15 protein-coding genes, 5 tRNA genes and 1 pseudogene are annotated in these 19,994 nt (G+C 74.5%); 11 read left to right on the top strand and 10 right to left on the bottom strand.

The window, feature by feature from the left end:
- Positions 1 to 62 precede the first annotated feature (62 nt).
- Positions 63 to 1,073, top strand: a complete 1,011-nt coding sequence (locus CO540_RS10630) for a nitroreductase (RefSeq protein ID WP_099164701.1) — start codon at positions 63 to 65, stop codon at positions 1,071 to 1,073.
- A 92-nt stretch (positions 1,074 to 1,165) separates the two neighbouring features.
- Positions 1,166 to 2,833, top strand: coding sequence for a GAF domain-containing sensor histidine kinase (locus CO540_RS10635; RefSeq protein ID WP_172968009.1), 1,668 nt, complete (start codon positions 1,166 to 1,168; stop codon positions 2,831 to 2,833).
- A gap of 27 nt (positions 2,834 to 2,860) precedes the next feature.
- On the opposite strand, the gene CO540_RS10640 is transcribed toward CO540_RS10635, so the two are convergent.
- On the bottom strand, positions 2,861 to 3,499 hold the full coding sequence (locus CO540_RS10640) for a response regulator transcription factor (RefSeq protein ID WP_091096280.1): 639 nt from the start codon (positions 3,497 to 3,499) through the stop codon (positions 2,861 to 2,863).
- A gap of 183 nt (positions 3,500 to 3,682) precedes the next feature.
- Here CO540_RS10640 and CO540_RS10645 point away from each other — a divergent pair, with 183 nt between their 5' ends.
- The 4 genes from CO540_RS10645 to CO540_RS10660 all read left to right on the top strand — a co-directional run bounded on the left by CO540_RS10645 (position 3,683) and on the right by CO540_RS10660 (position 8,717).
- The gene (locus CO540_RS10645) at positions 3,683 to 4,657 is read left to right on the top strand and encodes a nitroreductase family protein (RefSeq protein ID WP_091579194.1); all 975 of its coding nucleotides are present in this window, start codon (positions 3,683 to 3,685) and stop codon (positions 4,655 to 4,657) included.
- A gap of 56 nt (positions 4,658 to 4,713) precedes the next feature.
- Positions 4,714 to 5,565, top strand: coding sequence for an AfsR/SARP family transcriptional regulator (locus CO540_RS10650; protein ID WP_099161914.1), 852 nt, complete (start codon positions 4,714 to 4,716; stop codon positions 5,563 to 5,565).
- On the top strand, positions 5,505 to 7,649 hold the full coding sequence (locus CO540_RS10655; protein ID WP_099161915.1) for a tetratricopeptide repeat protein: 2,145 nt from the start codon (positions 5,505 to 5,507) through the stop codon (positions 7,647 to 7,649). The genes CO540_RS10650 and CO540_RS10655 overlap by 61 nt, the downstream gene beginning before the upstream one ends.
- A gap of 66 nt (positions 7,650 to 7,715) precedes the next feature.
- A complete protein-coding gene (locus CO540_RS10660) occupies positions 7,716 to 8,717 on the top strand; it encodes a hypothetical protein (RefSeq protein WP_099161916.1) in 1,002 nt (333 codons plus the stop codon).
- 161 nt (positions 8,718 to 8,878) lie between these two features.
- Here CO540_RS10660 and CO540_RS10665 read toward each other — a convergent pair whose 3' ends face one another.
- Positions 8,879 to 9,880, bottom strand: coding sequence for an NAD-dependent epimerase/dehydratase family protein (locus tag CO540_RS10665; RefSeq protein ID WP_099161917.1), 1,002 nt, complete (start codon positions 9,878 to 9,880; stop codon positions 8,879 to 8,881).
- 1,080 nt (positions 9,881 to 10,960) lie between these two features.
- On the opposite strand from CO540_RS10665, the pseudogene CO540_RS10670 reads away from it, so the two are divergent.
- A pseudogene (locus CO540_RS10670) lies at positions 10,961 to 11,514 on the top strand (hypothetical protein).
- Between the two features lie 64 nt (positions 11,515 to 11,578).
- Here CO540_RS10670 and CO540_RS10675 read toward each other — a convergent pair.
- The 3 genes from CO540_RS10675 to CO540_RS10685 form a co-directional block, all read right to left on the bottom strand.
- Positions 11,579 to 13,225 (bottom strand): PKD domain-containing protein, encoded by a 1,647-nt coding sequence (locus CO540_RS10675; protein WP_099161918.1) that lies wholly within the window; start codon positions 13,223 to 13,225, stop codon positions 11,579 to 11,581.
- A 173-nt stretch (positions 13,226 to 13,398) separates the two neighbouring features.
- Positions 13,399 to 13,470 (bottom strand) — tRNA-Val (locus CO540_RS10680).
- A 12-nt stretch (positions 13,471 to 13,482) separates the two neighbouring features.
- Positions 13,483 to 13,555: transfer RNA gene (locus tag CO540_RS10685), tRNA-Gly, on the bottom strand.
- Positions 13,556 to 13,703: 148 nt separating this feature from the next.
- On the opposite strand from CO540_RS10685, the gene CO540_RS10690 reads away from it, so the two are divergent.
- A complete protein-coding gene (locus CO540_RS10690) occupies positions 13,704 to 13,946 on the top strand; it encodes a DUF6458 family protein (RefSeq protein ID WP_091579214.1) in 243 nt (80 codons plus the stop codon).
- 86 nt (positions 13,947 to 14,032) lie between these two features.
- On the opposite strand, the gene CO540_RS10695 is transcribed toward CO540_RS10690, so the two are convergent.
- The gene (locus tag CO540_RS10695) at positions 14,033 to 14,851 is read right to left on the bottom strand and encodes an isocitrate lyase/phosphoenolpyruvate mutase family protein (protein ID WP_099161919.1); all 819 of its coding nucleotides are present in this window, start codon (positions 14,849 to 14,851) and stop codon (positions 14,033 to 14,035) included.
- A 70-nt stretch (positions 14,852 to 14,921) separates the two neighbouring features.
- Between CO540_RS10695 and CO540_RS10700 the strand changes: the two genes are divergently transcribed.
- The gene (locus CO540_RS10700) at positions 14,922 to 15,902 is read left to right on the top strand and encodes a helix-turn-helix domain-containing protein (RefSeq protein WP_216642360.1); all 981 of its coding nucleotides are present in this window, start codon (positions 14,922 to 14,924) and stop codon (positions 15,900 to 15,902) included.
- Between the two features lie 49 nt (positions 15,903 to 15,951).
- On the opposite strand, the gene CO540_RS10705 is transcribed toward CO540_RS10700, so the two are convergent.
- From CO540_RS10705 to CO540_RS10715, 3 genes are all read right to left on the bottom strand, one after another.
- Positions 15,952 to 16,026: transfer RNA gene (locus CO540_RS10705), tRNA-Val, on the bottom strand.
- A gap of 13 nt (positions 16,027 to 16,039) precedes the next feature.
- Positions 16,040 to 16,110, bottom strand: a tRNA-Cys gene (locus CO540_RS10710).
- A gap of 34 nt (positions 16,111 to 16,144) precedes the next feature.
- Positions 16,145 to 16,217, bottom strand: a tRNA-Gly gene (locus CO540_RS10715).
- 276 nt (positions 16,218 to 16,493) lie between these two features.
- Here CO540_RS10715 and CO540_RS10720 point away from each other — a divergent pair.
- Positions 16,494 to 17,096, top strand: coding sequence for a TetR/AcrR family transcriptional regulator (locus tag CO540_RS10720; RefSeq protein ID WP_091583912.1), 603 nt, complete (start codon positions 16,494 to 16,496; stop codon positions 17,094 to 17,096).
- Positions 17,097 to 17,156: 60 nt separating this feature from the next.
- Here the strand turns inward: CO540_RS10720 and CO540_RS10725 are convergent, their stop codons facing one another.
- Positions 17,157 to 18,347, bottom strand: a complete 1,191-nt coding sequence (locus CO540_RS10725; RefSeq protein ID WP_099161920.1) for an alkane 1-monooxygenase — start codon at positions 18,345 to 18,347, stop codon at positions 17,157 to 17,159.
- A 283-nt stretch (positions 18,348 to 18,630) separates the two neighbouring features.
- Here CO540_RS10725 and CO540_RS10730 point away from each other — a divergent pair, with 283 nt between their 5' ends.
- Positions 18,631 to 19,989: a glycosyltransferase family 2 protein gene (locus tag CO540_RS10730; RefSeq protein WP_099161921.1), complete on the top strand. Its 1,359-nt coding sequence runs from the start codon at positions 18,631 to 18,633 to the stop codon at positions 19,987 to 19,989.
- The last annotated feature ends 5 nt before the right edge of the window (positions 19,990 to 19,994 follow it).

Below are 19,994 nucleotides of genomic sequence, written 5' to 3' on the forward strand. Positions count from 1 at the left end.
CAACCCCACCCGGGCGTCCCGGGTGTCAGGCACGATGGGGAGAGACAGGAAAGGTCGTGACGATGAGCCACGAGACGCCGGCTACCGATCGCCCGCTGACCACCGCGCTCGCGGAGGCCGCCGGAATGGCCGGCCACGCCCCCTCGGTGCACAACACGCAGCCGTGGCACTGGACGGTCCTGCCCGACGCGCTGGAGTTGCGGGTGGTCCGGGAACGGCACCTCAGCGCGATGGACCCGGAGGGCCGCCTGCTGGTGGTCAGCTGCGGCGCGGCGCTGCACCACGCCCGGACGGCGCTGGCCGCCGAGGGCTGGACCCCGGTGGTGGAGCGGCTGCCCGACCCGAACCAGCCCGACCTGCTGGCCCGGATCACCGGGCTGCGGCACACCGGCGCCGACCCCGACGCCATGCACCTCGTGCAGTGCATGCGGGTGCGGCACACCGACCGGCGGCCGGTCAGCGACGAGCAGATCCCCACCGCCGCACTTGGCGACATCGACCGGGCCGCCACCGCCGAGGGCGTCAACCTGCAACTCCTCGACGACATGCAGAAGATCGAGCTGGCCGGCGCCGCCCAGCAGGCCGCCGCCGTCGAGGCGGACAGCCCGGAGCTGCGCGAGGAGCTGGCCTACTGGGTCAACCGGGCCGGCACCGGCACCGGGCTGCCGCCGGAGGTGCTGCCCGACCAGCCGGCGCAGACCACCGTGCCGGGCCGCGACTTCGGCCACCCTGGATCGCTGCCGATCGGCCCCGGCCACGACAAGGCCGCCGTCTACGCCATCCTCTGGGGCGCCGAGGACGAGCCGCTGAGCTGGTTGCGCGCCGGCGAGGCGCTCTCCGCCGCCTGGCTGGCGGCCACCCGCCACGGGGTGTCCCTGGTGCCGCTGTCCGGCGTGGTGGAGGTCGACGGCACCCGCGAGGTGCTCCGGCAGATGCTGGCCGGGCTCGGCTTCCCCTACCTGAGCATGCGGCTCGGCGTGGCCGACCCGACGCACGCCGGCCCGCCGCACACCCCGCGCCTGGAGGCCGCGCAGACCGTCGACACCTCGGCGGTACGCGACCAGCTGTCCTGACGGGCTCGTCGGCGTACGTCACCGGGCGATAGCATCGCCCGGTGACCGCCGCACCGAACCCCCGGCACGAGCACGTCACGCCGTCGCTCGGGCTGACTCCGCTGTCCCGGGTCCGCCTCGACGAGCTGCTCCAGGAGATGCTCGACCGCGTCGGCGAGGTGGTGACCAGCCGGGAACGCCTGCGTGCGCTGCTCGACGCGGTGGTGGGCATCGGCTCCGACCTCGACCTGCGCAGCACCCTGCAACGGATCGTGCAGTCCGCGTGCGACCTGGCCGGCGCCCGCTACGGCGCGCTCGGGGTGATCGGCCCCGACCGGATGCTGCACGACTTCATCGTCCACGGGATCAGCCCCGAGCTGCACGCGAAGATCGGCGAGCTGCCGCACGGCCGGGGCGTGCTGGGCCTGCTCATCGACCACCCGAAGCCGGTGCGCATGCCGGACATCACCCAGCACCCCAACTCGTACGGCTTCCCCCCGCACCACCCGCCGATGCACAGCTTCCTCGGCGTCCCGGTGCGCATCCGCGACCACGTCTGGGGCAACCTCTACCTGGCCGAGAAGCAGGGCGCCGCCGAGTTCACCGACGACGACGAGGAGATCGTGGTCGCGCTCGCCGCCGCGGCGGGCGTGGCGATCGAGAACGCCCGCCTCTACGCGCTGGCGCACCGCCGCGAACGCTGGCTCGCCGCCGCCGCCGAGATCACCTCGGTGCTGCTCGGCGAGGTGCGCCGCACCGACGCGCTGACGCTGGTCGCCCGCCGGGCCCGCGAGGTCGCCGAGGCCGAGCTGGCCCTGGTGCTGCTCTACGACGAGGACGAGGCGCAGTTCACCGTCGAGGTGGTCGACGGCACCGACCCGGTCGCCCGGGAGTTGGTCGGCACGGTGCTGCCGGCCGACGAGACCAGCTTCGCCGGGGCGGTCACCGAGGGCCGGCACGAGCAGGTCGACGACCTGGCCGCCGCGGCGCCCTGGCCCCGGCCGGTGATCGCCGGCCCGGCGGTGGTGTCCCCGCTGGCCGCCGCCGACACGCTGCACGGCGTGCTGGTGATCGCCCACCGGCCCGACCACGGCCCGGCCGCCGACGACGACCTCGCCCTGCTGGCCAGCTTCGCCGGGCAGGCCGCGCTGGCCATGGAACGGGCCCGCGGGCAGGAGGAACGGGAACTGCTGGTGGTCCTGGAGGACCGCGAGCGGATCGCCCGCGACCTGCACGACGTGGTCATCCAGCGGCTGTTCGCCACCGGCCTGCAACTGCAGAGCGGGGCGATGAACGCCCGCCCCGAGGCGGCCAAGCGGATCAACCAGGCGGTCGACGACCTGGACGCCACCATCCGCGACATCCGCCGCACCATCTTCGAGCTGCGCACCCCGATGAGCGCGGCGCTGCGCACCGAGATCCGCGAGGCGATCGAGGTGGCCGCCGAGTCGCTGGGGTGGCGACCCGAGCTGGAGCTGGTCGGCCCGATCGACAGCGCCGTCCCGGACGAGCTGCGCCCCGAACTCACCGCCGTGCTGCGCGAGGCGCTGTCCAACGCCGTCCGCCACGCGCACGCCGACCGGGTGGCGGTGCGGGTGGCGGTGGACGCCGGCCGGGTCGACGTCACGGTCACCGACGACGGGGTCGGCTGCGACCCGGAGGCGGCCCGCAGCGGCCTGGTCAACCTGCGGGAGCGGGCCGAGCGGCTGGGCGGGGAGTTCACGCTGCGCCGGGCGGAGCCGCACGGCACCGAGCTGCGCTGGGGCGTCCCGCTGGACTGACCGGGGCGTCCCGCCGGTTGACCGGGGTCAGTGGGTCTTGCCGAGCAGCCGGGTGGCCAGCACCGCCGCCTGGGTGCGCCGCTCCAGACCCAGCTTCGCCAGCACGCTGGAGACGTAGTTCTTCACCGTCTTCTCGGCCAGGAACATCTTGCCGGCGATCTCCCGGTTGGTGAGCCCCTCCGCCACGTACTCCAGGATCCGGCGCTCCTGCTCGGTGAGCGACTTCAGCTCCCGCGGCTGCTCCACGCCGCTGCGGATGCGCTCCAGCACCCGGGTGGTGATCGCCGGGTCGAGCAGCGACTGTCCGGCCGCCACCCGGCGGACGGCGTCCACCAGGTCGGTGCCGCGGATCTGCTTGAGCACGTAGCCGGCGGCACCGGCCATGATCGCCGCGAACAGCGCCTCGTCGTCCTCGTACGAGGTGAGGATCAGCCCCTTGATCGACGAGTCGACGGCCCGTACGTCCCGGCAGACGTCGATGCCGTTGCCGTCGGGCAGCCGGGCGTCGAGGATCGCCACGTCGGGGCGGAGCGCGGGGATGCGCCGCGCCGCCTCCTGGGCGAGGCCGGACTCGCCGACCACCTCGATGTCGCCGCTGCTCTGCAGCAGGTCGGCAAGGCCACGACGGACGACCTCGTGGTCGTCGAGCAGGAACACCCGGATCATCCGTCCTTTCTACCGGCTCCCCCGCACCCGCGCATGGGTCGAAGGTCCCGACCGTCCCGCGTCGCCGGGCCGGTCGGACCTCCTCAGGTGGGGACCTCCGGCCCTGCTCACGGCCCACGGCGGTGACGCACCGTGGGGGTGGACCGACCGGCCGGCCGGGCACCGCACGGAGGGAGCACGACCATGACGACCGGATACACCGTCCCGCAGCTGCGGGCCGCGGTCGCCGACGCGGTACGCGCGCCGTCGCTGCACAACACCCAGCCGTGGCGGTTCCGGCTGCACGACGGCGGCATCGAGGTCGCGGTCGACCCGCTGCGCGGGCTGCCGGCCACCGACCCCAGCGGCTGGGGCGCGCGGATCGCCTGCGGGGCGGCGCTGTTCAACCTGCGGCTGGCGCTCGCCGTGGCGGGCACCCCGGCCACGGTCCGGCTGCGCCCGTACCCGGCCGACCCCGACGTGGTGGCCCGGCTGGTGCCCGACGTGCCGCGCCGGCCCACCCCGACCGAGCAGAGCCTGTACGCGGCGATCGGCCGCCGGTTCAGCAACCGGGCCCCGTTCTGGCCCGACCCGGTGCCGGCCGAGGCCCGCTGGCGTCTCGGCGAGGCGGCCCGGGCCGAGCAGTGCTGGCTGGAACTGGTCATCGGCACCAGCGCGGTCAACGCGCTCGCCGAGGTGGCCCGCAGCGCGCACCGGGTGCTGGAGCGCGACCCGGCGTACGTGGCCGAGCGGGTGGAGTGGATCCGCTCGGAGCCCTCGCCCGACGGGGTGCCCGCCGTGGCCGGCGGGCCGCAGAGCGAGCCGCAGGACCTGCTGCCGCAACGCGGATTCGGCGGCCGCAACCGCGCCCCGGGCCGGGACTTCGAGCCGGAGCCGCTGGTCGCCGTGCTCGGCACCGCCGGCAACACCGCCACCGACCAGGTCGTCGCCGGGCAGGCGTTGCAGCGGGTGCTGCTCACCGCCACCGACGCCGGGCTCAGCGCCTCGATGCTCTCCCAGCCGATCGAGGTCCCGGCGGCGCGGGAGGCGCTGCGGCTGTCCCTGGGCCGCTTCGGCACCCCGCAGATGGTGATGCGGGTCGGGTACGGCCAGCCGGGCCGCGCCACCCCGCGCCGCCCGGTCGAGGAGGTGCTCGACCTGCCGGTCGTGCCGGCCTGACCCGCGCCACCCGACCGCAGCGACAGCGGTCGATCCGGTGGTACGGTGACGCCGGCATGGTCAGTTATCGGATCCTGGGCCCGCTCGAGGTGACCCGGGCCGGGCAGCCGGTCCCGCTGCGCAGCCCCCGACAGCGGACGGTCCTGGCCGTCCTGCTGGTGCACGCCGGCCGCGTCGCCTCGCTGGACGTGCTGCTCGCCGCGCTCTGGGGCGACGACCCGCCGGAGACCGCCGTCGGCCAGGTGCAGACGCTCATCTGGCGGTTACGCGGCGCGCTCGGCGACGCCATCGACACCCGACCCGGCGGCTACCGACTCACCGTCGCCCCCGGCGACCTCGACGCGACCGTGTTCACCGCCACCGCCGCCGAGGCCGCCGCGTTGGCCGCCGCCGGGCAACCGGCCGAAGCGTCCCGCCGCTACGGCGACGCGCTCGACGCCTGGCGCGGGCCGGTGCTGGCCGACGTGCGACTGCCCGCCCACCCGGGGGTCGCGGGCTTCCACGCCGCCGTGGCCGAGCTGACCGAGCAGCGACTCGCCGTCGAGCGGGACCGGATCGACGTCGAGTTCGGCCTCGGCCGGCACGTCGAGCTGATCCCCCGGCTGCACCGCATGGTGCGCGACGAACCACTCCGGGAGGAGCTGCGGGAACGACTGATGCGGGCGCTGCACCGGGCCGGCCGGCGGGCCGAGGCGCTGGAGGTCTACCGGCAGGGTCGCGCCGCCGGTGTCGCCGCCCTGGGCCTGGAACCCGGCCCGTCGTTGCGGGCGCTGCACGGGCGCATCCTCGACGGGGACCCGCTGCCCGACGACGCCGGCCCGCCCCCACCCCCGCCGCCCAGCTGCCGATGGACGCTCCCGACTTCGTCGACCGGGGCGAGGTGGCCGCCGGCCTGGTGGCCCGGCTGACCGCCGAGCCGGGCACCGCGCCGCGGGTCGTCGCCGTGTCCGGCGTCGCCGGCGGCGGCAAGACCACCCTCGCCGTCCACGTGGGACACCGGGCCCGGGCGGCCTTCCCCGACGGGCAGCTCTTCGTCGACCTGCGTGGCGGCGGCGAGCCTCTCGACCCGGGCGCGGTGCTCGGCCGGTTCCTCCAGGCGCTCGGCGAGGAACCCCGCGCCGTGCCCGCCGGCACGGACGACCGGGCCGCGCTGTTCCGCGCCCGCACCGCCGGGCGACGACTGCTGGTGGTGCTGGACAACGCGGCCGGCGAGAACCAGGTCCGCCCCCTGCTGCCCGCCGAACCGGCCTGCGCGGTGCTGATCACCGCACGCCGCCGGCTCACCGCCCTGCCCGGCGCCGTCCACGTCGACCTGGGCATCTTCACCCCCGAACAGGCCGTGGACCTGCTCCGGCACGCCCTTGGCCCGGCCCGGGTGGCCGCCGAGCACGCCGACTGCCTGCGCGTCGCCGAACGCTGCGGCCACCTGCCGCTGGCCATCCGCATCGCCGCCGCCCGGCTCGCCGCCCGCCCGCACTGGCCGGTACGGCGGCTCGCCGACCAGCTCGCCGACGAACGCGCCCAGCTGGACGTGCTGCGCACCGGCGACCTGGCCGTCCGGTCCAGCCTGGCCACCAGCTACCAGGAGCTGACCGCCGAGGAACGCCGGCTGCTGCGCCTGCTCGGCGCGGTCAACCTGCCCCGGGTGCCACCGTGGGCCGCCGCCGCCCTGCTCGACCTGCCGCCGGCCGCCGCCGAGGAACTCACCGAACGGCTGGTCGAGGCGCGGCTGGTCGACGTCGACCCGACCGGCTACCGGCTGCACGACCTGGTCCGGGCGTACGCCGGAGAACTCGGCGCCGTGGAGGAGCCGGCCGAGGTTCGGCGGGCGGCGCTGGGCCGCCTGGTCGGCGGCTGGCTCACGCTGACCGACGAGGCGTACCGGCGTACCCCTGGCGGTTTCCGGCGCGGCGCGGCCGGCACCGCCCCGCGCTGGTCCGGATGGACGCCGGCCGGCCTGGAGGTGTTGCTCGCCGACCCGGTGGCCTGGTTCGAGGCGGCGCGCGGCCACCTCACCGGCGCGGTCCGCCGGGCCGCGTCCGCCGGGCTCGACGAGGCCGCCTGGAACCTGGCGAACACCCTCGGCCGCTTCCACGAACTGCGGGAGCACCTGGACGACTGGGACGTCACCACCCGCCTGGCCCTCGACGCGTGCGAGGCCGCCGGCAACGAGACCGGACGGGCCTGGCTGCTCCGCGCCCGCGGCGAGCGACATCTCAACCTGGACCGGCTGGACGACGCGCTGGACTGCCTCGACACGGCGCTGGCCGGCTTCGAACGGCTCGACGAACGGGCCGGGCAGGCGTTGGCGCTCCGCGCCGCCGGCACCGCGCACCGGCTGCGTCACGACGACGCGGCGGCGATGACCGCGCTGGGCCGGGCCGAGACGGTCACCGTCGAGCTGGGCGACCTGACCGGGCAGGCGCAGGTCCTGTTCGGACTCGGTGCCGCGCACCGGGTGGCCGGGCGCGCCGGCGCGGCCGAGAGCGCCTTCCGTGCCGCGCTGGGCCTGTTCCGCCGGCTCGACGACCGGTTCGGTGAGGCGTACACCTCCACCAGCCTGGCCCTGGTCCTGGGTCGCGACGGCGCGGACGCGGACGCGGCCCGCCTGCTGCGCCGGGCGCTGGCGCTCTGCCGGGAGCTGGGCTACCGGCGGGGCGCGGCCATCTCCCTGGGCCACCTCGGCGACCTGCACCTGCGCACCGGCGAGTACGACCGCGCGGTGACCGAGCTGACCGAGGCGGTCGCGGGCAGCCGGGAGGTCGGCGACGGCATCGGCGAGCTGATCGCGCTGCGCCGCCTCGGGGCGGCCCACCTCGCCCTGGGCCGGCTTCCGGCGGCCCGGTCGGCGCTGCACGGCTGCCTGGCCCTGTGCCGCGAGCACGGCGAGGACCAGGAACGCGAGCGGGCGCTGCGGCTGCTCGGTGAGGCCGGGGCCCGAACCGGGGACGGCGAGGCGGAGCGGAGCGCGAGCGCGGTGAGAGCGGGGTGAGAGGACCAGGCGGCCGGCGGACGGCACGGTGAGGGCCGAACCGCATCGGACCAGGGGAGGCTCCCGATGACCGACCGCATCACCACAGCACCGGCCGACGCGACCGGGATGTCCCGTCGTCGGTTCCTCGGCGGCGTCGGGGCGTCCGCCGCCGCGCTGGGCGCCGGCGGCGTGCTCGGCGCCGCCACGCCGGCGTCCGCCGCCTACTACATGAAGTGGGGCGCGGTGGTCTCGCCGGGCAGCGCGACCAACAACATCGACTTCGCCCGCAAGGTGGACCTGCTACGCCGGATGCGCCCCCAGACCGCCCGGATCTCGATGTTCTGGGGCGACCCGAACCGCCGCCAGTTCAGCGACGGGCAGCTCGACGCGCTGCGGGGCACCGGCCTCACCGAAATGATCATCCAGTCCTCGGAGGATCCCGACCCGGGCCTGGCGCGCCGCCAGTTGGACCTGCTGCTGCCCTACGTGGACGCGCACCCGGACACGCTCTTCGTCTGGGAGATCGGCAACGAGCCGGACTGGCACCAGCCCGACAACCCGTGGCTGGCCCGGTGGAACCGGCTGGCGACCATCCGCGACAACAAGCCGGCCCAGGACCGGGGCAACCTGCTCTGGGCGATCAACATGCCGGCCGGGCGCTGGAACGGCGACGGCTCCGGGTTCACCTTCGGCAGTTCCGGACGCTGGTTCGACGCGTTCGTCCGGGACACCGGCGACGGGCTGGGCGCGCTGCTCACCGGCCCGTACCGCCCGGACGTGGCCACCGTGCACTGCTACAGCTCCAGCTATCTGACCCGGGGCGCGGACGGCGGCGGCGAACGCAACCCGTACAAGATGATCGACTACGTCCGGGGTTGGAACCCGGGCATCAGCATGAAGATCACCGAGGCGGGCATCGACGGGGCGAAGTCCGACCGCGGCTACCGCTACGTCAACTTCGGCTCGTCCGTGGCGAACGAGACGTCCGGGCAGGTGGACAGCGTCTGCTTCTACGGCCTGCCCCCGGCCGAACGGGAGTACGGCATCTGGGAGGCCGAGGCCAGCCAGGTCGGCACCCACCCCTAGCGGCCGTGTCACGGGCCGGCCGCGGACCGGCCGGCTCCGGTGACACGGACCCCGGGGCGCGCCGCCGGGTGCGACGGCGGCGTGCGGGGAAGCGGCGGGGCCGCCGGGACCCGGCCCCGCCGCACCCGGCCCCTCGACCCGGGGTGACCGGCAGGTGCGCGTCAGACCGCCGGGGTGGCCAGCAGCGCCGCCTCCCGCTCGGGAGCCAGACCCACCGGCGCGCGCGCCGGCCGACCCGCCCGGGCCGGGACCCGGCCGACCTCGCGCAGCCACCGCCAGGTGTCGGCGACGGTCTCGGTGACCGGCCGGCAGACCAGACCCGCCGCGTACGCCCGCTCGACGTCGCGCTCCTGCAACCAGCGGTACTCGTGCCCGCGCGGCACCCAGATCGGCAGGTCGTTCCACGGCTCCACGCCCGCCGCCAGGATCGGCTCCGGCCGCGTCCAGCGCAGCGTCGCGCCCGACCCGGTCACCGCCACCGCCGCGTCGAGCAGCTCACCCATCGTCGCGTGCCCGGTGCGACCGACCACGTTGTACGCCCCGCCGACGCCCTCGACCCCCCGATCCAGCATCCACACCGCCAGGTCGCGGACGTCGACGTACTGCACCGGGAGGTCCCGCGGCCCCGGTGCCAGCACGTCGCCGCCCCGCGCCACCCGGTGCAGCCACCACGGCAGCCGTCCGATGTCCTCCCCCGGGCCGAGGATCAGGCCGGCCCGCACCAGCAGCGCCCGGTCCCCGAACACCCGCACCGCGGCCCGCTCCCCGCCGGCCTTGTTCCGCGGGTAGTCGCCGTCGTCCGCGTCCGGCTCGGCCGCCACGGTCGGCGCCTCCTCACCGGTGCCCAGTCCCACCGGCGGCGCGTACACCGAGCCGCTGGAGACGTAGACGTAGTGCGGCACCGCCCCGACCAGGGCCCGCGCCGCGTCCCCGACCGCCCGGGGCGCGCCGTCCCAGGTGTCCACCACCAGGTCCCACTCGCCGCCGGCGAGCGCGGCCAGACCGTCCGGCGCGGTGCGGTCACCCCGCAACCGGTGCACGCCGGCCGGCACGTCCCCGTGGATCCCCCGGTTGAACACGGTCACCGACCAGCCCCGGCGCACCGCCTCGGCCACCACCGCTCCACCGACGAATCCCGTACCACCCAGCATCAGCAGTCGCATGCGTCCCAGCCTGCCCGCCGGTCCCCCGTTCCGGACAGCGCGTCTGCCAACGGCAGAACAGGGGATCACGCCCTCCACCCACGCCCACCGGACGGTGACCTTGCCCGGTCCGGGCGGCGTGCATCCCGGGGGCCTGCGGCACCGGCACCTGCCGGCCGTCCGCCCGGGACGTCTCCGCACACGTCTGCGCCCCCTTCCCTCCCACCGCCCGGCGAGGGCGGGACGCCACATCCCCGCCCCGCCGAGATCTTGGAAGGAAACGGCCCCCAGAGGGGCCCCGAACTTCCAAGATCTCCCGCAGAAACGGACACCCGCACACAAGTCAGCGCCCGTGGGCACGGATGGGCCGCCAGGTCGGGGAGGTAGAGGGGTCGGTGGGGCCGTGATGCCGCCACCTCCCCGCGATGGAGTCGATCAACCCAAGCATGAGGATCGGAAAGGGTGCGTCGGTCAGGAGACGGCGCCGGTGGAAAGGAGTGGGTGTCTCCCGGGCCGGGACACACCACGTGGCGTTCCACTAACGGGGTTGGCGGGCGGTGGGTGGCACGTGGTGGGTGTCTGCGGAGCCGGGACACACCCATGCTGTTCCACTCGTGAGGTTGGCGTGCGATGGGTGGAACGTCATGGGTGTCTGCGGGGGCGGGATGGACCCATGGGGTTCCACCGACGGGCTCGGCGGGCGGTGGGTGGAACGTCATGGGTGTCTGCGGGGTCCGGATGCACCCGTGATCTTCCACCCGCGCGGCCCGGGTGGGGTGGGGTGTCCGGTTCGGTGGTGGTGGGCGGCACCCTGGGCGCGGAATCGTCGTGGGCTGGGTGGCGTTGTAGACGGGTGAACGACCGAGCAGGCGACCCCCCGAGCCGCCCTGCCCCCGGCGGGGAATGACGGCGGGCCGCCGGTCGTTACACATCATCCCGGCGCCGCGACGAGGCCCCCGCCCCGCGAGCCAGCCGGACACCCCGGCCCCCGTGAGCAGGCCCCCCGGCCCCGCGAGCGTGCCGGACCCCCCCAAGACTTTTTCGAGCGCCTGACGGTGCCCACACCCCCCGGTGTGTTGACCCCCGAATGGAGCCCCTCTGATGAACACGATCCTGCGTAAGAGCGTTCTCGGTATTGCTGGTCTGGCCTTCACCGGTGGTGTGTTCGCCGGTCCGGTCGCCGCCCACGCCGACACCCCGCCCACGCCGCCGCCGGTAAGCCCGTCGCGGTTGCCAGCGTGCAGGGTGAGCAGTCCCGCATCACTCTGAACGACGAGCAGACCGCCAACGCCAAGGCGATCATCGCCGCGACGAAGAAGGCCGGCCTGCCGGAGCGGGCCGCGGTCATCTCGATCGCCACCGCACTGCAGGAGTCGAAGCTGGAGAACCTCGGGCACCTCGGCGACAAGAATGACCACGACTCGCTGGGCCTGTTCCAGCAGCGCCCGTCCTCGGGTTGGGGCACGCCGGAGCAGATCACCGACCCCGAGTACTCCACCCTGGCCTTCCTCAAGGGCCTGAAGCAGGTCGACGGCTGGGACAAGATGCCGCTGACCGAGGCCGCGCAGACCGTCCAGGTCTCCGCCTACCCCGACGCCTACGCCCAGTGGGAGAAGCAGGCCACCGACATCGTGGCCCAGCACTGGACCAAGTAAGACCAACGCGAAAGGCCGGCACCCCGAACCCGGGGTGCCGGCCTTCGCGCGTACCGGAAACGGGTCAGGCCGGCGGCAGGACGAACGTCCACGTGGTGGTGGTCGTGCTGGCGGCGGCGGCCGTGGCGGTCAGACCGCCGTAGCTGCCCACCGGCACGCTGCTGCCCGAATCGGCGAGCAGCCCGGTCACCCGGCCGCCGCCGCTCTGCGAGCTGTTGCTGCGGACCGCGACGCCGGCCGGCGGAGTGAGGCTGGTGGAGGTGCCGTCGCCGTGCAGCCAGTACGACACGGCCCAGCTCTGCGCGACGGTCACCGGCGCGTACGGGGTGATCCGGCTGGCGCTGCTGGCCGGGTCGGTGGCCCGGGCGAAGACCGGCGCGCCCGGCCGGACGCCCCGGTAGGCGGCCACCACCAGGTTGCCCTTCGCCTGGCCGTCGAGTGTCACCTTGACCGGCGTCCCCGCGTCCCCGGCGACCGCGGTCTTCGACCAGGCGGTCGTGGTGGCGAAACCGCCGTCGAGCCGGTCCAGACGGGTCCAGCCGGTCACGCCGGTCGGCTCACCGGTGCCGGTGTGGGTGTTCTGGCTGAGCAGGAGCAGCAGCGTGTCACCCGGCTGCACCGACGCCGGGACGGTCACCGTGTGACTGGTCCAGTTGGTGTTCGCGGTGGCCTGGCCGACGAAGGAGATCCGCTCGGCGACCGGTGCGACGGTGACGTCGACGGTCGCCGTGCCGGTGGCGCCCCGGTCGTCGGTGACCGTGAGCGTGACCGGGTAGGTGCCGGCCGTCGCGTACGTGTGGGAGGTGGTCGGCACGGAGACGGTGTCAGCGGTCCCGCCGTCGCCGAAGTCCCAGCGGTGGTCCTGGATCGCGCCGTCGGCGTCGGTGGAGCCCGCGCCGGAGAACGTGCACACCAGCCCGGAGCAGGACGGCGCCAGGTCGGCCACCGGCGCCTGGTTGGCCGGACCGCCGGAACCCTTCAGAATCTTGATGTAGTCGATGTCGCCGGCGAAGTAGTCGCAGGTGACCTTCGTACCGTCGCACTGGCTCTTGCCGCCGACGGAGACCTGCCACGTGTTGGCGATGGTGCCGGTCGGCCCGTTCAGCCGGCTGGTGCGGACACCGTCGACGTACATCTCCACGTACGCGGACGTGCGGTTGCAGGTCACCGTGTGCCACTGGCCGTCGGCGATCGACACTCCGGTGTAGCCGGTGCGCGAGGCGCCGTCACCGCCCCGGAACAGGCACCTCGGCTTGCCGGCGGGCGCCTCGAACTTCCAGTAGCCGCCGACCGCGTTGCCCTGTCCCTTCTGGAGGATGTTGCCGAAGGAGTGGGTGGTGCGGTAGCGGATGGTCACCGAGAAGTCCCCGGCGTCGGGGTTGAAGTCGGTGCTGTGCGGCACCAGGTCCACGTGCTCCGGCACGTACTCCTGGTCGGGCGGCAGGTGGGTGGCGAACCGGTGGGCGGTGGCGCCGGCGTAGAGCGCGCCGGTGACGACCTCGCCGCCCACCGCGCCGTGCCGGCCGTTGCCGCTGCTGTCCCTCAGCACGGTCGACGACGCCGGCTCGTCCATGCTCCAGAACGCCACGGTGCGGGTCGCGGTGGCCTGCGCCGGCGCGGCCCCCACCGTCACCCCGGCCGCCGCGACGACCACCGCCACGCCCAGCCGGGCGGCCGTGCGCCGCCATCGTCCCTGCCCGATCGTCCCCATGTGACCGCCTCCCTGCGTATCGGGCCTCACCCTGACACGCGGCGGTCGAGCGCTCCATAACCCGCACGGTGGACCCGTACCGGGTCCTCGGTGGGATGGGGTGACCGATGTGGCCGGTCTTGTCCGGCCGGTGGGAGATGTCCGCCGGTCGAGCGGCGGTTGGGGAGAACGAGTGGGCGATACTGGGTTTGAACCAGTGACCTCTTCCGTGTCAAGGAAGCGCGCTCCCACTGCGCCAATCGCCCGGGCGGTTCGCGAGCGGACGACGGGATTCGAACCCGCGACCCTCACCTTGGCAAGGTGATGCGCTACCAGCTGCGCTACGTCCGCGTCGTCACCGGCTGCGCCGGCGACGGAGGAAACTCTACCCGATGCCAAGATCGCCCTGCGGCAGCCCCCCGGCCGCGGTGATTGCGCTGCTCGACCCCGGGGTACTGGGCGATGCGACAGCACAACCATCCCCCCGAAGGAGGCTGTCATGGGTATCGGTACGAGCATCTTCCTGATCGCGGTCGGCGCGATCCTCACCTTCGCGCTCAACGCCAACGTCGGCGGGGTCGACCTCGACGTCGTCGGTTGGATCCTGATGGCGGCCGGCGTGCTCGGCCTCATCATGACCACGCTGGTCTGGGGCCGGCGCCGCCAGGTGGTCACCACCACCGAGCAGCCGGTCGAGTACCGCCGGGTCGAGGAGCGCCGGGACGTCGCCCCGCCGATGTGAGGCGAGCCGGGGGCCGACGGAGCTGATCGGTCCCCGGACCGGCCCGGACGGGGGCGCCAGGTGGCGCCCCCGTCCGCGTGCCGGGATCAGTCCCGCATCAGCTCGTTGATCGTCCCGTAGTCGAGCGCATCGGCCAGCGCCCCGTACGTGCCGTCGCCGAGGGCCTCCACGGCCGCGCGCCGGGCCACCGCGTACGCCGCCTCGGCCACCGCCGAGCCTAGGCTGACCCGGGCCACCCCGAGACGCGCCAACTCCGCCACCGGCGGCGCGCCCGGCCCGGCCAGCACGTTCAGGGGCGCGGGGATTGCCGCCACCAGCGCCGCCACGGTCTGCGGGTCGACCGTCCCCGGCACGAAGACACCGTCCGCGCCGGCGGCCAGGTAGGCCTCGGCCCGCGCCACGGTCTCCGGCACCCCGCCGACGCCCCGGAGGAAGGTGTCCACCCGCGCGTTCAGGTACAGCGGAACGCCGGCGCGGTCGGCCGCGGCACGGACCGCGGCGAGCCGGGCGCACTGCTCGTCGACCGGGCGTAACGCCCCACCCCCATCGTGCCGGGCGTCCTCGACGTTGACTCCGACGGCGCCGGCCGCGAGCACCGCGGTGACGGTCTCGGCGACGTCGTCGGGGCGGGCGCCGTACCCGGACTCGATGTCGGCGGTGACGGGCAGGCGCACCGCGGCGGCGACCCGGCGGATCACGTCGACGGCGGTCTCCCGGGCGAGCGCGTCGCCGTCGGGCGCGCCGCGACTCCACGCCACGCCGGCGCTGGTGGTGGCGACCGCGCGGGCGCCGGCGGCGGCCACGATCCGGGCGCTCGCCGCGTCCCAGGCGTTGACCAGGACCAGCGGCTCGCCGGGTACGTGCAGGCTGCGGAACTGTCGGGCTCGGATGTGCTGTTCGTTCACCCGGTCAGTCTCGGTCGGGGTCGGCCGGTCGCCGTATTGTTTCAGTCCTGGCTGAAACGAAGGGGGCGGTGTGGTCGCGATCGGCCTGTCGGCGGGCGCCGTGGCACGGGTCCGGTTCGCGCTGTCCGGCCTGTGGGAGGTGATGGCCGGCGTCCGGGTGCTCCGCGATCCCGGCCGGCACGCGATCCACCTGCCCTGGGCCGCCCGGGTCCGGCCGCGGTTGGCCGACGCGGGGCTGCTCGACCCGGAGGCCGGCCTGCTGTGGCGCCTGGTGCCGGCGGCCCCGGGCTACCTGCCGGACTTCCTCACCCCGCCGCCGGCCGGCCTGGACCCGGACCTGGCCGAGGAGCTGGCCACGCTGCGCGCCACCCGCCCCGAGGTGGTCCGCGCCCACCTGGACCTGCTGCCCGGTCCCCGCCCGGCGGTGGTGGCCGCCCTGTACGCCGATCCGGTCGCCGGGCTGGCCCGGCTGGCCGCCGAGATCGACGCCTACTGGCGGCTGGCCGTCGCCGACGACTGGCCCCGGATCCGGGCGGTGCTCGACGCGGAGGTCTTCCACCGGGCCCGCCGGATGGCCGAGGACGGCACCGCCGGCCTCCTGAACGACCTGCACGAGTTGGTCCGCTGGGAGGGCGACGCGCTGCTGGTCAGCCAGCGACACTGCCCGGCGCCGGACGTACCCGAGGGGGGTGGTCTGGTCCTGGTGCCCTCGGTGTTCGTCTGGCCGTCGGTGCTGAGCATCGCGGCCGGGGACGTCTCCCAGCTGGCCTATCCGGCGCGCGGTGTCGGCACGCTGTGGGAGACCCCGGTGCGCGCGCCGGACGCGCTGGGCGCGGTGCTGGGCCGGGGCCGGGCGCGGCTGCTGGCGGCGCTGGACGCGCCCCGGTCGACGACGGAGCTGGCCCGACGGACCGGGCTCTCCCCGGCCGGGGTGTCGCAGCACCTCACCGCGCTGCGGGCCGCCGGCCTGGTGGTGACCCGGCGCCAGGGCCGGTCGCTGCTGAGCAGCCGGACCCCGGTGGCGGAGGCGTTGCTGGGCGCGTCGGCCTGACGGAGGGAACGAGAAAGGCCGTGTCGAGTGTTCGACACGGCCTTTCCGATGGTGGGCGATACTGGGTTTGAACCAGTGACCTCTTCCGTGTCAAGGAAGCGCGCTCCCACTGCGCCAATCGCCCTCGTCAACTGCCGAGGTGGAGACGGGATTTGAACCCGTGTACACGGCTTTGCAGGCCGTTGCCTCGCCTCTCGGCCACTCCACCGAGGTTGCCCCCGACATGCGTGGCGGCATCTCCGAGCGGACGACGGGATTCGAACCCGCGACCCTCACCTTGGCAAGGTGATGCGCTACCAGCTGCGCTACGTCCGCACGCCCCCGGTTGTTTTCCGGTGACGGATGAGAACTTTAGCCGAGCCCGGGAACGGTTGCCAAATCGGGTCCCCTCCCGGCGCGTCCGGGCGGTGAGCACCGAACTTCCCATAGAGCTTCCTAGGAGCCTGGGCAATCAGCCGCGGAGTCGGCCGAGAAGCGCGTCCACCTGCGGATCCAGGCCGGCGGGTGGAGTGTCCGGCATCCGACTGTCCCACCGCCGACCGGCCGCTCCGGTAACTCCTCGTGGTCATTCGGATGGGTTACGGTAACCGCGTGACGAGACGTGCCGCCGAGATCCGCCTGGACGCGCTGCTGCGCACGGCCTGCGAGGTGATCGCGGAACGAGGGCTCGCCAACACCCGCACCGCCGACGTGGCCGAGGCCGCCGGGGTGAGCCAGGCGCTGGTGTTCTACCACTTCGCGACGAAGGACCGGCTGCTCGCGCAGGCCTTCGCGTACGCGGTGGAGCAGGACCTGGCCCGGCTGGACGCGGTGCTCCGCTCCTCCGCCCCACCGCTGGCGAAGCTGCGGCGGATGCTCCGGCTCTACGCGCCGACCGGCCGCTCCACCTCCTGGTCCATGTGGATCGACGGCTGGTCCGAGTCGCTGCGGACGCCGGAGCTGGAGAAGCTCTCCCGCCGGCTGGACCTGCGGTGGCGTCAGGACCTGGCGTCGGTGATCAGCGACGGGGTCGCTGACGGCACCTTCGACTGTCCCGACCCGGCCGGCGCCGCCTGGCGGATCAGCGCGGTGATGGACGGCCTGGCGGTGCAGCTCGCGGTGCACGAGCGGGTGATCACCCGCCGGCAGATCGCCGAGTGGATCCGCCTGGTCGCCGCCCGCGAGCTGGGCCTGGAACCCAGCCAGCTCGACTGAGTCGCCCAGACCCCGAGTTCGCGTCCGCGTCACACCGGAACGCGGACGCGAACTCCCCGGTCACCCCTGGGAGCGCGGGGCGGGCGCGGGGGGTTCCGGGAACGCGGGGCGGGCCGAGGGCCGGGAGAGACGGGCGCGGGCCGGCGGGTGGACGTTGGCCGCGGAGAGGTCGCCGTCGTAGTGGGCCAGCACGCGGTGGTCCATGATCCGGCGCCAGACCGGGGGCACCAGCGCGGCGACCACCATGGTGGCGTAGCCGGCGGGCAGCTGCGGCGAGGCGTCGAAGCTGCGCAGCGTCTGGTAGCGGCGCAGCGGGTTGGCGTGGTGGTCGCTGTGCCGCTGGAGCTGGAACAGGAAGACGTTGGTGACCGTCCGGTCGCTGTTCCAGCTGTGCCGGGGATCCACCTTCTCGTAGCGGCCCGCGGCGGTGCGCTGCCGGGCCAGCCCGTAGTGCTCCAGGTAGTTGACCACCTCCAGCAGGGAGAAGCCGACCACCGCCTGGAGGACGAGGAACACCAGCACGCCGGGGCCGAACGCCACCGCCAGCACGGCGTAGAGCAGCACGGTCATGGCCCAGGCGTTGAGCACGTCGTTGCGCCACGTCCACGGGTTGCGGCCACGCAGGCGGAACCGCCCGGTCTCCAGCCGCCAGGCCGAGCGCAGGCTGCCCCAGACCGTACGCGGCCAGAACGCCCAGAAGGTCTCACCCAGCCGTGAGCTGGCCGGGTCCTCGGGGGTGGCGACCCGGGTGTGGTGGCCGCGGTTGTGCTCGACGTAGAAGTGCCCGTACCCGGCCGGCGCCAGGGCGATCTTGGACAGCCAGCGTTCCGCCCGCTCCCGCTTGTGCCCCAGCTCGTGCGCGGTGTTGATGGCGATGCCGTCCACCACCCCGACGGTGGCGACCAGGCCGGCGGCCGCCCACCAGGAGAGCCCGCCGCCGGCCCACACGGCGCAGCACAGCACCAGGGCGGCGTACTGGGCGGGCAGGTAGAGGTAGGTGAGCCAGCGGTAGTAGCCGTCCGCCTGCAACGCCGGCACCGCCTCGTCCGGCGGGTTCTCCCGGTCGTCGCCGATCAGCAGGTCGATCACGGGGATGAGGCCGAAGACCACGGCGGGGGTGAGCCACCAGGCCCACCCCGCGTCCGTGGCGTGCCAGACCGACCAGGCCACGAACGGCAGCACGGGGACGAGCAGGGCGAGCGGCCAGAGCGGCTTGCGGGTGTCCCGCCACGGAACGGTGTCGGTGCGCATCAACGGACTCCGATCGGTCGACTCCTGAACCGACTGTGGCAGCCGTCACGCATTTTTACAAGAGCGAGTTTTTTGTAAAGCGGATCACCCCTAGCGACCCCTACCTTCAGTGACGGTTAACTATGCGTACGGTTATCGTCGGACCATCCCGGAGAGCGCTCCCGGCCCCACCCCACGGCCGGCCCTTCCCGCACGCCCGCGCCGGCGGCCCGCAACGTACCCGCCGCGCCCGTGGCCCCGGCGGCGCACGCCCGCCGCGGTCCGACGAACGGAGACCGAACGCATGTCGCTGCAGACCACCGGCACCCCCGAGCTGAGCGTGGTGATGCCGACCTTCCAGGACCCGCACTGCCTGGAGCTGACCCTGCGGGCGCTGGCCCGCCAGACCCTTCCGCCGGACCGCTTCGAGGTCGTCGTGGTGCGCGACGGCGGATCCCCCGACGGCTACCCGGAGGCGCTGGCCGCCGGCGCGGGCCTGCGCCTGCGGCTGGTGGAACTCGCCGAGCGGCGCGGCCGCGCGGGCGTGCGCAACGAGGGCGTCCGGCACGCCGCCGCGCCGCTGCTCGTCTTCCTCGACGCCGACTCCTGGTCCCTGCCCGACCTGCTGGAACGGCACCTGGCCCACCACCGGGAGCCGGGCCACCCGGAGGTGCTGATCGGGCGCCGGGACGACATCGGGCTGGCGCACCTGCCCGCCGTGCTGCGCGACGACCCGGCCGCGATCCCCCGCCTCTCCCCGCACGGCGGTGACATGCGGTTCCCTCCCGACGGCGTGCCGGACCAGCGGCGGGACTGGCTGGAGGTGGGCTGGACCGTCGCGTACACCCACAACATCTCGCTGAGCCGGGAGCTGTTCGACCGGGTCGGCGGCTTCCGCGAGGAGTTCGCGCTGAGCTACGGCATGGAGGACATCGAGCTGTTCTACCGGGTGGACCGGGCCGGGGTGAGCTTCGGGTACGACGACGACGCCCGCGTCGTCCACCTGCCGCACCACCGCAACATGGGTCGCAACTGGGCCGAGATGATGGCGAACACGCGCTCGATCACCGCGCTCTACCCGTGCCTGGAGTGGGAGTTCCTCAGCGTCATCGTCGGCCCCGAGGCGGTCAAGCGGATCCTGCTCTTCCGCTCGCTGGTACGCGACTGCGTCGAACAGTCGACCTGCGCGATCGGACCCGCCGTGGCCCGGCTCGCCGACCGGCTCCCCGGCCCCCGGGTGCTCTGGGTGGGCACCGGGTCCGCCGACGCCGGACTGAGCGCGTCCGCGATGACCTTCGACTACGCCGCGCCGGTCGGCCCGACCAACTTCCACCTGATCGGCCTCGCGCCGCCGCTCGCGCCGGGCAGCCTCGACGCGGTGGTCAGCGTGGACTTCTGGCGCTACCTGCTCTGGCCGGAGCTGTGCCAGTTCGTCAACTCGTCGCTGCTGCTGGCCGGCGAGGTGCACCTGGTCGCCACCGACGCGAGCGCGCCGCAGATGTGCGCCACCGACGCGGACACCCTGGCGTACCTCGGTCGGTCGCTGGCCGCCGAGTTCGCCGTCGAGCGGCAGGAGGTCGCGGGGCTGGGCACGGTGCTGTCGCTGCGGCCGGCGGCGACCGTCGGCGCGCCCGCGTACGCCGGGGCGGCGGCGTCCGGCTGAGGCCG

Source organism: Micromonospora sp. WMMA2032 (assembly GCF_002688545.1).
GTDB lineage: Bacteria > Actinomycetota > Actinomycetes > Mycobacteriales > Micromonosporaceae > Micromonospora > Micromonospora sediminicola.